Raw genomic sequence first — 15470 nt, forward strand, 5'->3', positions numbered from 1 at the left:
ATTGTTACGTCAGCTATTGATAAACAAGGTTGGGAAAGACGAAGAATGGCTATTCTCATACACTGTTTTACCAACAAGCCTTAGGTTAATGCCGCGCCCATCGGCACGCCTCCACTCTCCCCCACCACCCAATCCCTGAACGCCTTCACCAACGGCGTCTGCGCCCGCGCCTCCGGGTACACCAGGTAATACGCATTGGTACTCGTCAGCACCGAGTCCGACAGCTCCACCAGGCTCCCCGCCGCCAGCTCCGGCTCGATCAAGAACCGCGGCAGCAGCGCCGCGCCCAGCCCGGAGACCGCTGCCTGCGCAATCATGGCGAACTGTTCGTGGCGCGGGCCGCGCAGGGCCAGGGTGGTGGGGGCGCCGACGAGTTCGAACCATTCGGCCCACTGCGTCGGCCGGGTGCTTTGCTGCAGCAGCACGACGCGGGCCAGGTCTTGCGGGGTGTGGATGCCGTGCTGGCGCTGGTAGCCAGGGCTGCACACGGGCACGACTTCTTCATGCATGAGGTATTCGCACACCGCGCCGGCCCAGTGGGGGGCGCCGAAGTGGATGGCCGCGTCGAACGGAGTGCCGGCGAAGTCGAAGGGTTCGGCGCGGGCGGCGAAGTTCACGGTCACGTCGGGGTGCAGGGCCATGAAGCCGCCCAGGCGCGGGATGAGCCAGCGGGTGCCCAGCGTGGGCAGCACGGCCAGGTTAAGGAGACCGTCGGCGCTGCTGAAGGCCATGGCCTTTTGCGTAATGGCCGACAGTTGCTGCAGCACGCCCTGCACGTCGTTGGCGTACACGCGGCCGGCGTCGGTGAGCACGACGCGCTGACGCACACGGTGAAAAAGCGCGGTGCCCAGTTGCTCTTCCAACTGGCGGATCTGGCGCGAGACGGCGCTTTGGGTCAGGTGCAGTTCGGCGGCGGCGCGCGACACGCTGTGGTGGCGGGCGGCGGCTTCGAAGGCGAGCAGATCGGCCATGGAGGGGAGAAAGGCGCGGCGCAGCATGGTGGTAGCGGTGTAGCGTTGACGGTGGAATTGGCTTTGTTGCCGGTGGGCACGGCGCGGGCAATGGTCATGCGCCAGTGGAATGACTGCAAAAAGGCCGCTGGCCGCCAGCGTATATTCAATTAGGGTGAGGGTTTTTACCCATTCGCAGCTTGATTCCATTTTCGCATCAAGTCGTTCCAATTTTTTGCTATGCAGGGCTGGTGGATTGGCGGATATTGGCGCATTCCCCCGTCGTTCGTTTTTGACTGCGAGACCTGCCATGTCTTCCAACGCTGCCAGCCCTTCCCCCGCCGCCATGCCCGCCCACCCTGCCGCCCCGGTCGCGGCCGAGGTCGATCAACTGCTGCAACGCCTGGGCGTGCCGCGCGCGGCCTACACGGGCGGCAGCCTGCCGGTGCGCTCGCCAATCACGGGCGAGTCGATCGGCGCGGTGGCGCAGCACAGCGCGGCCGATGCCACGGCGGCCATCGGGCGGGCGCATGCGGCGTTCCAGGTGTGGCGCAACGTGCCGGCGCCGCGCCGGGGCGAGCTGGTGCGCCTGCTGGGCGAAGAACTGCGCGCGGCCAAGGCCGACCTGGGCCTGCTGGTGACCATCGAGGCGGGCAAGGTGCCGTCCGAAGGTCTGGGCGAGGTGCAGGAAATGATCGATATCTGCGACTTCGCCGTGGGCCTGTCACGCCAGCTGTACGGCCTGACGATCGCCACCGAGCGCCCCGGCCACCGCATGATGGAAACGTGGCACCCGCTGGGCGTGTGCGGCGTGATCTCGGCGTTCAACTTTCCAGTGGCGGTGTGGTCGTGGAACGCGGCGCTGGCGCTGGTGTGCGGCGACCCGGTGGTGTGGAAGCCGTCTGAAAAAACCCCGCTGACGGCGCTGGCCACGCATGCGATCGCGCAGCGTGCCATCGCCCGCTTCGGTGCCGATGCGCCTAAAGGGTTGCTGGAGCTGATCGTGGGCCAGCGCGACCTGGGCGAGGTGCTGGTGGACGACGCCCGCGTGCCGGTGCTGTCGGCCACGGGCTCCACCGCCATGGGCCGCGCCGTGGGGCCGCGCCTGGCGGCCCGCTTTGCGCGCGGCATTCTGGAACTGGGCGGCAACAACGCTGCCATCGTGGCGCCTTCGGCCGACCTGGGGTTGGCGCTGCGCGGCATTGCCTTCGCGGCCATGGGCACGGCGGGCCAGCGCTGCACCACGCTGCGCCGGCTGTTCGTGCATGAAAGCATCTACGACCAACTGGTACCCCAACTGGCCAAGGTGTATGCCAGCGTGCAGGTGGGCGACCCGCGCACGGCGGGCACGCTGGTGGGCCCGCTGATCGACCGCCCGGCCTTCGAAGGCATGCAAAAGGCGCTGGAACAAAGCCGTGCGCTGGGCGCCACGGTGCACGGCGGCGACCGGGTGGACGGCATTGCGGGCAGCGACGCGTATTACGTGCGGCCCGCGCTGGTGGAGCTGCCCAGGCACGAGGGCCCGGCGCTGCACGAAACCTTCGCGCCGATCCTGTACGTGGTGCGCTACGGCACGCTGGAGGAAGCCATAGCCATGAACAACGCGGTGGGCGCGGGCCTGTCGTCGTCGATCTTCACGCTGAACGTGCGCGAGGCCGAGCAGTTCATGTCGGCCGCGGGGTCGGACTGCGGCATCGCGAACGTGAACATCGGGCCGAGCGGCGCCGAGATCGGCGGGGCCTTCGGCGGCGAGAAGGAAACCGGTGGTGGGCGCGAGGCCGGCTCGGACGCCTGGAAGGCCTACATGCGCCGTGCGACCAACACCATCAACTATTCCACCGCCCTGCCCCTGGCGCAGGGCGTGACCTTCGACATCGCCGACTGAGCGATCGGCCGCAGGGCGATGGCGGGGCCGTTTTGAACGATGGCGACGGCTTCGGCGCTGCGGACACCCGGCCCCACCAAGGGCCAAAAGGCCCAACAGGCCCAACAACAACGGAGACAAGAACCCATGGCATTTCCCCTCAAGGCCCTGGCCACCGCGGCCACGGCCGCAGTCGCCCTCTGGTGCAGCGCAACGGGCGCGCAGACGCAAGCGCAAGCACCAACACCGGCGCCCGCCCCGGCAGCGCCCGCAGCACCGTCTGCGCCATCGACCCAGCAGCCCACGCTGGACAAGATCAAGGCCGCCGGCAAGGTGGTGCTGGGCGTGCGCGAGGCTTCGCCGCCCATGGCCTATGCCCTGGGAGCGAATGAAAAGTTCGTCGGCTACCACGTGGAGCTGTGCGAGCGCGTGCTGAAAGAGATCACGCCGCAGGCCCGGATGGAATACATGGCGATCACGGCGCAGAACACGCTGGCGCTGGTGCAAAACGGCACCGTCGACATCGGCTGCGGGCCGACCACCAACAACACGGCGCGCCAGCAGCAGGTGTCGTTCGCGGTGACCACTTACGTGAGCGAGGTGCGCATGGCCGTGCGCGCCGATTCGGATTTGAACTCGGTCAGCCAGCTGGGCGGGCGCACCGTGGCCGCATCGGCCGGCACCACCGCCGTGCAGATGCTGCGCAAGCAGGAGCGCGCACTGGGCGCGCCCATCAAGACGCTGCTGGGCAAGGACCACCAGGAGAGCTTCTTGCTGATGGAGTCGGGCCGGGCCGATGCCTTCGTACTGGACGACAACCTGCTGGCGGGCGCGATTTCCACCTCCAAGGACCCGGCGGGCTACCGCATTGCCGGCGAGCCGATGGGCTCGGAGCCGATCGCGCTGCTGTTCCGCAAGGACGACCCGGCCTTCAAGGCGGCGGTGGACGGCGTGCTGGTGCGGCTGATGCAGACGGGCGAGCTGGAAAAGATCTACGCCAAGTGGTTCACCAGTCCGATCCCGCCGCGCAACCAGAGCCTGAACCTGCCCATGAGCGCCACGCTGCGGCAACTGATCGCCGCGCCGAACGACAAGCCGCTGGAGGCTTACCTGAAGTGACCGACATGACCGCCTCGACCGCCATGACAGCCACCACCGCTCTGGACTCCGATACGGCTGCGGCCGGGGCTGCCGCCGGCGCCTTCACGCCGGCGCGGCGCATCGCGGCGCTGGGGGTGTCGCCCATTCTGCGCATCACCGACCACGCCAATGCGCTCAAGCGCTCGGGCCGCCCGGTGATCGTGCTGGGCGCGGGCGAGCCGGATTTCGACACGCCCGACCACATTCTGGAAGCGGCCCGACGGGCGCTGTCGCGCGGCGACACGCGCTACACGGTGCTGGACGGCAGCCCGGCGATGAAGGAGGCAGTGCGCGAGAAGTTCCGGCGCGACAACGGGCTGGACTTCGCGCTGAACGAGATCACCGTGGGCGCGGGGGCCAAGCAGGTGCTCTACAACGCCTTCATGGCCACGCTGAACCCCGGCGACGAGGTGATCGTGCCCGCGCCGTACTGGTCGTCGTATGCCGATGTGGTGACCATCGCGGGCGGCGTGCCGGCCATCGTGCCGTGCACCGAGGCGGACGGGTTCCGCATGACGGCCGCGGCGCTGGAGGCGGCCATCACGCCGCGCACGCGCTGGCTGCTGCTCAATTCGCCCTCCAACCCCACGGGCGCGGCCTACAGCGCCGAGCAGTTGCGCCCGGTGCTGGACGTGCTGCTGCGCCACCCGCAGGTGTGGCTGCTGTCGGACGACATCTACGAGCACATCCTGTACGACGGCGCGCGGTTCGCAACGCCCGCCGCGCTGGAGCCGGGCCTGAAGGGCCGGTGCCTCACGGTGAACGGCGTGTCGAAGGCCTACGCCATGACGGGCTGGCGCATCGGCTTCGCCGGCGGCCCGCGCGAGCTGATCGCCGCGATGGCGGTGGTGCAGAGCCAGTGCACGTCGTGCCCGTCGTCGATCAGCCAGGCGGCGGCCATCGAGGCACTGACCGGGCCGCAGGGCATCGTGGCCGAGCGCTGCGCAGATTTTCAGGCGCGGCGCGACTTCGTGGTGCAGGCACTGAACGATTCGGCCGGCCTGCATTGCCGCACGCCCGAAGGCGCCTTCTACACCTACGCCAGTTGCGCCGGCACGCTGGGCCGCACCACGCCGGGCGGCATGCTGCTCAAGACCGACGTGGATTTTTGCCAGTACCTGCTGGCCGAGTACGAGGTGGCGGTGGTGCCGGGCACGTACTTCGGGCTGGCGCCGTACTTTCGCATTTCGTACGCGACGTCGATGGCGCAACTGCGCGAGGCCTGCCAGCGCATTCAGGCGGCCTGCGCGGCGCTGCGCTGACGGCACCGTTTCTTTCCTTTCCAACGCTTTGGACCGACGCTCCATGAGTTCAACGACCTCCACCCCCACCCCTTCCGCCCCCTCCTCCACCCTGCCGTCCCGCACGGGCGGCCAGGTCCTGGTGGACCAGCTGATCCTGCACGGCGTGCAGCAGCTTTTCTGCGTGCCCGGCGAAAGCTATCTGGCTGTGCTGGATGCCCTGCACGACGCGCAGATCGCCGTCACCGTGTGCCGTCAGGAAGGCGGCGCGGCGATGATGGCCGAGGCGCAGGGCAAGCTCACGGGGCAGCCCGGCATCTGCTTCGTCACGCGCGGGCCGGGGGTGACGAACGCATCGGCCGGCATTCACATCGCACACCAGGATTCGACGCCGCTGATCGTGTTCGTGGGCCAGGTGGCGCGAGGCGCGCTGGGGCGCGAGGCGTTCCAGGAGCTGGATTACGGCGCGGTCTTCGGCACCATGGCCAAGTGGGTGGTACAGATCGACGACGCGGCCCGCGTGCCTGAAATGGTGTCGCGCGCCTTCCACGTCGCCACGTCGGGCCGCCCCGGCCCCGTGGTAGTGGCGCTGCCCGAAGACATGCTGACCGATGCCGTGCAGGTGGCCGACGCCCTGCCCTACACGGTGCCGGAAACCTACCCCGGCGCGCCCGCGCTGAAGGAGTTGGCCGAGCGCCTGGCGGCCGCCGAGTGGCCCGTGGCCATTCTGGGCGGCAGCCGCTGGTCGGAACAGGCGGTGCGCGACTTCGTCGCATTCGCCGAGGCGTGGTCGCTGCCGGTGTATTGCTCGTTCCGTCGGCAGATGCTGTTCCCGGCCAGCCACGACAGCTACGGTGGCGACCTGGGGCTGGGCGTGAACCCCAAGCTCCTGGCCCGCATCCGGGCGAGTGACTTGGTGCTGGTGGTGGGCGGGCGGCTGTCGGAGATTCCGTCGCAGGGCTACGAGCTGTTCGACATTCCCGTGCCCGCGCAGCCCATGGTGCACGTGCATGCCGATGCCAACGAACTGGGCCGGCTGTACCGCCCCACCCAGTCGATCCACGCCACGCCGCAGGCTTTTGCCAGCGCGCTGGCCGACCTGCGCCCCGCCGCTGCGGTGCGCTGGGCCGCGCACACGCAGGCCGCGCGCGCCGAATACCTGGCGTGGAGTGATCCGGACCCGATCCGCATCCCCGGCCCGCTGCAGATGGGCGAGGTCATGCGGCACCTGCGCGAGGTGCTGCCGCACGATGCGATCTTCTGCAACGGCGCGGGCAACTTCGCCACCTGGGTGCACCGCTTCTGGCCGTTCACCGCGTATGCGAGCCAACTGGCGCCGACCAGCGGCTCCATGGGCTACGGCCTGCCGGCCGGCGTGGGCGCTAAGCGGCTGTGGCCGCAGCGCGAGGTGGTGGTGTTCGCGGGCGACGGCGACTTTCTGATGCACGGGCAGGAATTTGCGACCGCGGTGCAGTACGGCCTGCCCATCATCGTGGTGCTGCTGGACAACGCCATGTACGGCACGATCCGCATGCACCAGGAGCGCGAATACCCTGGCCGCGTGAGTGCCACGCATTTGAAGAACCCCGATTTCAAGGCCTACGCCGTGGCCTTCGGCGGGCATGGCGAGCGGGTGGAGACGACGGCGGAATTTGCCCCGGCACTGGCCCGTGCGCGGGCGAGCGGCCTGCCGTGCGTGCTGCACTGCCTGTTGGACCCCGAGGCGATCACGCCCACGGGCACGCTGCAGGGCATTCGCAACGCGGCGCAGGCGCGCAAGCCGGTTTAGGTCGAGCTCAGTTGGATTAGGCGGGTTCGGGCTTCATCGCGCCGCGCCGGCCCGCACCGCGCCACGCAGCACCGCCCCCGTACACGGCAGCGGACCGGCGCGGTTTTAGTTCAGTCCTGGATCGGCACGGCCATGTACTGCTCGCGCCAGGCTTCGAACGGCAGCGTGTCGGCCGCTTCGATGGCCTTTTGCTCGGCGACCGATTGAGCGGCGGCGGCCTCGAAGCGGGCCTGCTGCGCTTCGGACCATGGCAGATCGATCAAGGTGTCGCGCGCCCATTGCGAGCGGGACAGTGCGAAGGCGTTGAAGCTCTGGCCGTGCTCTTGCGCCATGCGATCGAGCACGCGGGCCGAGGGCGTGGCCTGCGGCTGCGCCATGAGGCGCCGGGCATCGGCCAGCGCGGCGCTGAAATCGGTGGTGCCCTGGGCGGCGTCGAGCGCAGCGGCCAGCGGTTCGCATTCGGCCAGCACCTGCGCGCCCCATTCGGCCAGCGGCACCTGTTGCCCGGCACGCTGCAGCAGCAGGCCCGGCTCGCGCCCGCGTTCGGCGGTGAGATGCTGGTTGCGCTGCAGTTCGGCGATCTCTTCGGGCGTATCGGGCGGGCTGTCGGACAGCAAACAGTGCATGAGGAAGACGTCGAGCAGGCGCATGGTCTGCGCCTCGATGCCCAGCGGTGCGAACGGGTCCAGGTCCATCAGGCGCACTTCGACGTATTCCACGCCCCGGTCGCGCAGCGCGTTCAAGGGGCGCTCGCCGGATCGCACCGTGCGCTTGGGGCGGATGGTGCCGTAGAACTCGTTTTCGATCTGCAGCAGGCTGGTGCCCAGCTGGTTGTATTCGCCGCCGGGGTTGCGCACGCCCAGCGCTTCGTAGGCGGGATATGGCCGGCTGAGGGCTTCGCGCAGCGAGGCGGCGTAGCCTTCCAGGCCGTTGTAGCTCACGGCCAGCGTGGCCTGCGCCTCGCTCTGGTAGCCCAGGCGCCCCATGCGCAGCGAGGTGGCGTGCGGCAGGTACAGCGCATCGCCCCCCAGGCGCTGCAGGCCGTGCTCGCGCCCCTGCACGAAACACGGGCACAGCGCGGGCGAGGCGCCGAACAAATACAGCAGCACGAAGGCATGGCGGCGGAAATTGCGGATCAGCCCGAAGTATTCGTCGCTGGTTACGTCCGGCAGCGACCAGTTGTAGTGGATGCCCGAGATGGTCTGCATGCGCCGGCCGTAGCGGTGGCCCAGGCCCATGCGGTACACGCTCTTGGCGCGGCCCACGTTGGACGAGCCGTAGCGCGCCAGCGGAATGGTCTCGTCGGTGGGCAGGCCGCAGGGCATGCTGGACAGCCAAAGCATCTCGCCGCCCGAGGCCTGCAGGCTGCGGTAGACGAACTGGTGGATCTCGGTCAGCTCGTCCAGGCATTCCTGCACGCCCAGGCGGGCGCCGGTGATGAGCTCGATCTGGGACTCGCTGTAGTCGGTGGTGATGTGCGGGTGGGTGAGCGCCGAGCCCAGTGCCACGGGGTGCGGCGTGAGCGCCAGGCCGCCGGTGGGCAGCACCCGCAGACCCTCTTTCTCGATGCCACGGCGCATGCCGGTCAGGCGGCTGGCGGGCTGTGCGTCGATTTTCCGCTGCAGATGGCTCATCGTCATTTTGGTGATTTCGTTATGACCTGTTCGTCGGTTCGGCCCGGAACTTAGCACGGCCGGGGCACTCTCGCTGGCGCGGCAGGTCAAGACCTTGCTTCGGCAGGCTGCGCGCCGCTTCGCGAAACGCACGCGCGCGCCGCATGCCGCAGCGCACCATCGCCCGTGTCGTGGCCAGCCAACACAGGGCGTGCAATGCGCCGGTCCAGCCACCGTTCCCGAAGAAGGCCGCTTTCAGGCCCCGGAACGCACGACGCCCTTGAATGACTGGACACCATGCCAAAATTTTCTGTGCGTCCCTCCAACACCTCGGTGGGTCTGCCCGGCAATTCGACCTCGACCGCCCACGCCGGCAAACCGGCCAACCACAAACAGGCCCACCACAAGCTGCACCAGCTCGACCCGCGGGCCGCGCAGCACGCGCTGCTGTCGCCCCTGTTCGATGCGGCCCGTGCGGCGCGCGAGTACCTCGCCAAGCCCCTGACAACGGCCGACGCCGACGCGGCCATGGCCCCCCGCAAACCCAAATCGGTGCTGGGCCGTCTGGCGAACAAGGTGGGTACCTGTTTCGGCGTGGCGCGCGGCGACCCGGTGCGCTCCGAAGAGTTGCTGCGCTACCAGAACACCAAGGAAGACCGCACGCACATTCCGCTGCGCAGCCGCGGCAAATGGGAAAGCCTGGAGCCCGTGCTGACCGGCCAGCTCAAAGCGGCCGAAAACTTGCGGCTCGCGAAGATCGCAGTGGACAAGGCCATTTCGATGGAGCGACTGGTGGAGCACCACCAGGACCGCCTGACCGATGAAGCCCTGCTGCGCAGCCAGCGCGCCGGCCACCTGCAAGCCACCGCGCGCCAACTGACGCGCGAAGGCCAGTCCATCGCCATCTGGCGGGCAGCGCTGCAAGAACAGCAAGAATCCGCGCAGCAGAACCTGCAGGCCACACGCCAGCGGCTGGACAAGGCGCTGGCCCTGCAGGCCAAAAATCACGAAGCGGGAGGCAGCAGCGCCGCGCTCGACGGCATGGCGGAACACATCGAAGCGCTCACGGCGCTGCAGCGCACGCAGGCCGGCAAACACGCCGAGCTGGTACAGCGCAGCCAGGACACCCGCGCGGCGCTGGAGAGCACCGAGCGCCAGGCCCACGCCGCCGCCCGTGAATTGCTCCAGTACGAAAGCGGCGCCTTCGACCTGCAATCGCTCAAGCCGGCGCTGGCCCAGCGCCGCAAGGAAGCCGAGCAGCAACTGGAGCACGCCCAGCGCCGCGACCGCATCGCGACCGAAGCCCTGCAAAAAGCCTATGCCGACATCATCGACCTGCAACTGCGGCGCCTGCCCGGGTTCGAGGTGTTCCGCAGTTCTCCCGCGATCGGGGAGCTGCGCCAGGCGCTCGCTGCCTGGGTGAAGGACATCGACGCCGCCCGCCACGGCGCCGAAGCCATCGTGCCGGCCAGCGCGCTGACGATGGCCATCAAGGCGCTGGCGGATACCAGCGGCGGCGATGCCACGGTGGCGCTGCAGACCTTGAAGGCCCTGCGCAGCCAGACCTGGGGCACGCTGCTGCCCGACCCGGCCGCGGGCCCGGGCGCCACGCCGCTGGATGCCGCCACGCAGCGCACGGTGGACCTGCTGGCGCGCGTGCCGCGCGGCACGCAGGTGCTGGGCCACCTGCTGGCACCGGGCGCCGATGGCGGGCCCGACCACACCCGCCGCCACACGGCCCGCCTGGCGCTGCAGGCCGAGGCCACAGCGCGGTCCGCCACCGGGCCGGAACTGCGCGACTGGCTGGCCGGTGCTTCCCGCGCGGCGCGCAAGGCCCTTCACAGCGCCGACCCCGCCAAAGCCCTGGCCGCGTGCACCCCCGATGAACGATCGGCCTACCACGCACTGCGCAACAACTACCAAAGCAATGCCGAAGGCTCGGCGTATGACCGCGCCAACCAGCACCTGCAGAAGATCGCCGACTGGCTGCACGACATCGACCACACCGCCGACCGCAGCGTCGAGAAAAGCCAGCGCGGCCAGAAGATCAACCCGTTGCGCTCGCTGCCCCAGGCGCTGGCAGTGGGCTCGGCCACCGCGCTGCCCACGCCCCGCCGCCGGGCGGAAGAGGAACTGGAAAACGCGGCCGACCACCTGACCCAGTACCTGATGGCGGCACGCGCCACCCGGCCGCCGGACGAAGTGCCTTCCGAGGCGGAACTCGCCTGGACCGCCGTGGCCGACAAAGTGCGCTGGGCGCCCGAGGGCACCGAGCGGGCCACCATGGTGCTGGACGCCCCGATGCTGGACGCCATTCAGGCGCAGTGCGCCCAGCGGCAGCGTGACCGTGCAAGAGAGATCGGCCGCCGTGCCGGCGACCCGGTTCCGGCATCCGAATCGCCTGCCATGCGTTCGGCCTGGGACCGGCTGCGCGCCGAGCCGCACACCGGCGTGCAGGCCCTGGCGCTGTTGCAGCGGGCGCTGCTGAACGAGCCGATGGGCGCGACAGAACCGGAGACTGCATCGGCAACGTCCTCTTCCTCCACGTCGATGCCCACCGATGCGCAGCGGGCGCAGGCGCAGCGCAAGGCATTCCACGTGTCTACGGCCAAGGCACTGCGCCTGCTGTACGACGGCGACCCTTCGCACGTGACCAACGGACGGGCGCTGTTCGACCTGCTGCGCGATGTGGCCGAGCACCTCGAGTGGCGCGACCGGCTGCGCATGATGGGCCAGAAGACCTACGGCCTGAACCTCGGGCCGCTGTCTGCCGCCGCGGCGATTGCCAGCGCCATCGGCGTGGGCGTGAAGCTGATCGGCTCGGCCCAGCACAACGAAGACCGCACGCTGGAGCTGTACAGAGGCCGTACTGGCACCTATCTGCAGATCAGCTCGCAGTCCACCAACCAGGTGCAGGCCGGGGCGGGGGTGAACACCGGCTACGCCGTGCCGCTGGGCACCGACCAGGCCAGCTTCGGCGTGACCGGCGGCGGCGACTGGCGCTGGCGCGGCGAGCGCGGCGTGGAGAACGGCGTGCAGGTGCGCATACCGCGCCTGTCGAAAGGGCGCGAGCCGGAACTGGACGCGCAGTTCGCCGACGCGCTGGAACACCTGATCGACATGGCCGCCCCGCCGGGGGATGGGCAGCCTGCGCGCAAGGACTGGATGCGTGAGCTGCTGGCCGAGCACCCCGAACTGAGCATCGGCCTGATCGACAACGCCGAGCGCAGCAGCAGCGGCACCGAGACCAACGTGTCGGCCAGCGTGGGCCTGCGCGTGGGCGAAGTCGCCGGACGCGGACGGCGCGCCGGGGCGGCCGCCAGCGTGGGCGTGAAGGCCCGGCAGGACAACGGCCAGACGCGCACCACCGTGGCCGGCTACATGACCACCATCTACCGCGACGCGACGGCGCAGATGAAGGTGGAGGTGTCCGGCAGGGGCACGCTGGGCGTGCAGTTTGCCGAGTCCATCGAGAACGACCCGAAGAACGGCCCGACGCAGAAAGCCAGCGCCAGCCTGGGCCTGCTCGATGCAGGCTATTCGCGCGAACTGGTTTCCAAGGCCGTGACGCACTTCTGCACGCTGTTCGTGTTCGACGACGAGATCGACCCCACGCGCAGCGACCGCGCCACCGACGTGTCGGAGTTCGACGTCTTTCAGCAGATCGTGCGCGACGAATGGGACAGCTGGTCGAGCTACGGGGTGGGCAAGCTCGGCACGGCGGTGGACGACGACCTGAAGCACGCCGCGTCGGAGTTGCAGCTGGAACACTTCATGGAGCAAACCCGCGCCTTCGCGCAGGGCAACGGCCTGGCGGCGATGTTCGCCGACAAGTCCATGAAAGTGCCGGCCGCGCCGGCGCTGGACACCCTGCGTGCCCTGGCCCGCCTGGACGGCGAGGCGGCCAGCGCAGAGTTCATGAAGGCCTGCACCGGCTACGACGCCGCCGCTGCCGAGTTCGATGCCGCGGGCATGGACATGCGTTCGGTGCGCGCCGACCTCGCCAAGGCGCGCAAGGCCCTGGAGGCCGGCGACGCGGATGCGGCCTCGGAACACCTGGGCCACGCTGCGGCGCGGCTGGAGCGCAAGGTGATCGGCAAGACCGGGCGATCGCCCTCGCAGGCCCGCCGGCGGGACGACGGGGTGGAGCACATGCGACAGGCCGCGAAATGCAAGGAACGCGCAGTGGCGCGCCTGCAGGAAGCCCAGATCAGCCAGACAGGCTTCGACGACCTGGTGGTGAAGGACGAACTGTGGGAGCCCACCCTGTTGCTGTTGCGCGAAAAGGCCAAGGTGCTGCGCGAGCGCGGCCTGGACTTCTTCTTGAAGCGGCAGAACAACCGCGGCGCCGAGGCCATGCGGACGGTGGCGCAGTGGATCTTGTACGAGCCGGTACTCCGCTCCGAGCCCGGCCAGCGCATCGAACCCGCCGGACACTGGAAGGCTGCACCCGGCGCGCCGAACGATGGACGGCTGGACAGCGTGCCGGAGGGCGACGAGGAAAACAGGGATGGAGAAGACAGCGGAGAGATGCGGCCTGCGCGGGACTGAATACGCCGAACGCCCCACGCCCGTCCCTCACCCTCGCCTTGGCCCGCTCACCCCTGGCTTGGGCCTCAAGCCTCGCGCGGGGCGCGAACCTGATCCTCGGGAACGACCATCAATTCCAGCACCTGATCCGCATCGGTGCGCAGCTCTTGCGCCAGCCCGACCGCCAGCCCCAGCCGGCGAAGCAGCCATGGACCCAGTTGCGCATCGAACGGGTCGGGCAACGGCTCGGGGCCGGGCGAGACGCGGGCCGGTGGCGGAACGCCGTCCGCCGTGCGCGGGGCGGTCAGAGCGTTGTCGATCGCATCTGCCGTTGTGGCGAGCGGGGCCTGCAGCCGTTCGGGCTCCAGGTGGCCGCGGCGCTGCAGCAGCATGGTCTTCACAGCCGTGAGCTGGGCCAGCAACTGGTAGCAGTGCACCTGCAGGCGCTCCAGCGGCTCGAGCGGCGGGCGCACCGCGCGCGGCTCCGACAGCGACCGCTGCGTGGCCTGCACCAGGGCTGAAAGGCTGTCGTACGCTTCGCGCCGCGCCAGCCGCCAGGCGAGTTCGGGCGCGTTGTCCACCGCCTGGAGTTGGCCCAGGGCCAAGGCTTCGCGCGCATGCCGCGCCTGGGCGGCCAGGGTGCGCGAGACGAGTGAGGGAATCTGCGTGCGCTCCCACGAGGGCAGCACGTATGAAAACGCCCAGGCCACGCCGGTGCCGATGAGCGTATCGGCCAGCCGCTCGAACAGGGCGAAGGCGGTGCTGCTGCCCGCATGCAGCATGTGCGACTGCACCAGCCCCAGCACGGTGGCCGCCACGGCGGTGACCAGGTAGCGGCGCACCGCGAACCCGTGAGCCACGGCCTGCGCCAGCGTGAGCGCGACGATCAGCCCCAGCGCCGTCGGGTGCATGGACAGCAGCGCGAGCGCCAGCACGCAGCCCAGCAGGGTGCCGGCCACGCGGCTGTTGCGCCGCTCCAAAGTCTGCGCCAGGCTGCCCCGCAGCACGACCACGATGGTCAGCAAGATCCAGTAGGCGTGCGTGCCCCAGGGCAGCGCCTGCGCCACCGCGTAGCCCACGCCCATGGCCAGTGCCGCACGGATGGCGTGGCGCAGCGGGGGCGCGTCCCACCGCCAAAGGCCGTTGAACGGGTGCCACGACCAGGCGGTGGGGCTGACGAACATCTGCCAGTTGGCACGCACCACGGCCAGGTTGGGCTCGGCCTCGCCACGCGCCAGGGCGATCATGCGCAGGGCCTCGTCGTTGATGTGTCCGATGCGGTCCGCCAGCCCGCGCGCCAGCAGGCGGGGCGACGGCGTGGCGCTGTCGGGCTGGGGCAAGGGCGCCTCTTCGGCCCAGCGCAGCGCGGCCAGATGGGGGCGGTGGTCGGCAAAGGCCGTGGGCAGGCGGCCGATGAGCATCACGTCGGCCAGGCGCTCCATTTCGTCGGCCACGTTCAGCAGCACGTCGCGCAGGCGGCCGACCACGGGGGCGTGGCCGGGGTGGGCCTTGAGCGCGTCCAGGTCGAGTTCGCAGGCCAGGAGGTGGTCGCGCATCTCCAGCACCAGCAGCAGCATGCCGGCCAGGCGCTGGCGGCGCGGGGTGCGGGGCGATTCGAGCACGATGTTGCGCGCGGACTGCAGTTGCTCGGCCAGCGCGGCCTGGCGCTGCAGCAGCGCGCCCGCCAGGGCCGGCGCGGGCGGCCCCTGCAGATCGACCGGCGTGAACTGGCGCGCCTGCACGCGCATGAGGGCGGCCAGCGCCAGCAGCGCGTCCGCCACCGACTGCACTCGGTAGCGTGCGTTGAGCGCATGGTTGGCGATGACCGAATACACCACGTACAGCGCAGCCCCCAGCGCGAAATGCCCGGTGGTGGCCAGCGCGGCAGCCAGCGGCTCGACGCCGTGCGCGGGCGGCACGGCCATGGAAAACACCATGGAGAACATCACGGCCACCGCGATCGGCACGCCCCGCTTGCCCCACGCCATGGCCAGGAACGCGACGAAGCTGGCGGGCACGACGAGCAGGCCCAGCGCCAGTTCGGAGGGGTGCAGCATCTGCACCCCGAAAAACAGCGGCACGCCCAGCAGCGGCGCGGGCAGCATCTGCCAGAACTTGCCGCGCGCCGGGCCGGGCAGGTCGGGCGGCGCGGTGACGATCACCCCCACCGACGCCGATGCGGCGGCCGCTGCACCCAGCCACCCGTGCACCCCGGCCGAGATCAGCAGCAGGCCGAAGGCCACCGACAGCCCGTTGAAAACATAGTGGCTCAGCGCCACGCGCAAGGCGGCCCGCAGGCGGTGTTCCGGAGAGATCCTCATAAGCCGGCAAGCGTAACGCAGA

Annotated in this window: 8 protein-coding genes; 5 read left to right on the plus strand and 3 right to left on the minus strand. The window is 69.8% G+C overall.

The features are described from left to right. Positions 1-80 precede the first annotated feature (80 nt). On the minus strand, positions 81-998 hold the full coding sequence (locus tag BLT03_RS02560; RefSeq protein ID WP_092739935.1) for a LysR family transcriptional regulator: 918 nt from the start codon (positions 996-998) through the stop codon (positions 81-83). A 298-nt stretch (positions 999-1296) separates the two neighbouring features. Here BLT03_RS02560 and amaB point away from each other — a divergent pair, with 298 nt between their 5' ends. The 4 genes from amaB (at position 1297) to BLT03_RS02580 (ending at position 6984) form a co-directional block, all read left to right on the plus strand. Continuing rightward, entirely contained in the window at positions 1297-2835 is a 1539-nt protein-coding gene (gene amaB / locus BLT03_RS02565; RefSeq protein WP_092740126.1) for an L-piperidine-6-carboxylate dehydrogenase, read from the plus strand. A gap of 126 nt (positions 2836-2961) precedes the next feature. Then, on the plus strand, positions 2962-3933 hold the full coding sequence (locus BLT03_RS02570) for an amino acid ABC transporter substrate-binding protein (RefSeq protein ID WP_092740128.1): 972 nt from the start codon (positions 2962-2964) through the stop codon (positions 3931-3933). Between the two features lie 23 nt (positions 3934-3956). Then, positions 3957-5216: a pyridoxal phosphate-dependent aminotransferase gene (locus BLT03_RS02575; RefSeq protein WP_092740130.1), complete on the plus strand. Its 1260-nt coding sequence runs from the start codon at positions 3957-3959 to the stop codon at positions 5214-5216. 43 nt (positions 5217-5259) lie between these two features. Beyond that, positions 5260-6984: a thiamine pyrophosphate-binding protein gene (locus BLT03_RS02580; protein WP_092739937.1), complete on the plus strand. Its 1725-nt coding sequence runs from the start codon at positions 5260-5262 to the stop codon at positions 6982-6984. 110 nt (positions 6985-7094) lie between these two features. Here the strand turns inward: BLT03_RS02580 and gshA are convergent, their stop codons facing one another. Next, on the minus strand, positions 7095-8618 hold the full coding sequence (gene gshA / locus BLT03_RS02585) for a glutamate--cysteine ligase (RefSeq protein WP_175537646.1): 1524 nt from the start codon (positions 8616-8618) through the stop codon (positions 7095-7097). A gap of 276 nt (positions 8619-8894) precedes the next feature. Here gshA and xopZ point away from each other — a divergent pair, with 276 nt between their 5' ends. Beyond that, entirely contained in the window at positions 8895-13148 is a 4254-nt protein-coding gene (xopZ, locus tag BLT03_RS24385; RefSeq protein WP_092739941.1) for a XopZ family type III secretion system effector, read from the plus strand. 65 nt (positions 13149-13213) lie between these two features. On the opposite strand, the gene BLT03_RS02595 is transcribed toward xopZ, so the two are convergent. After that, positions 13214-15448, minus strand: a complete 2235-nt coding sequence (locus tag BLT03_RS02595) for an FUSC family protein (RefSeq protein ID WP_092739943.1) — start codon at positions 15446-15448, stop codon at positions 13214-13216. Positions 15449-15470: the final 22 nt, after the last annotated feature.

The organism is Paracidovorax valerianellae, assembly GCF_900102625.1.
Lineage (GTDB): Bacteria > Pseudomonadota > Gammaproteobacteria > Burkholderiales > Burkholderiaceae_C > Paracidovorax > Paracidovorax valerianellae.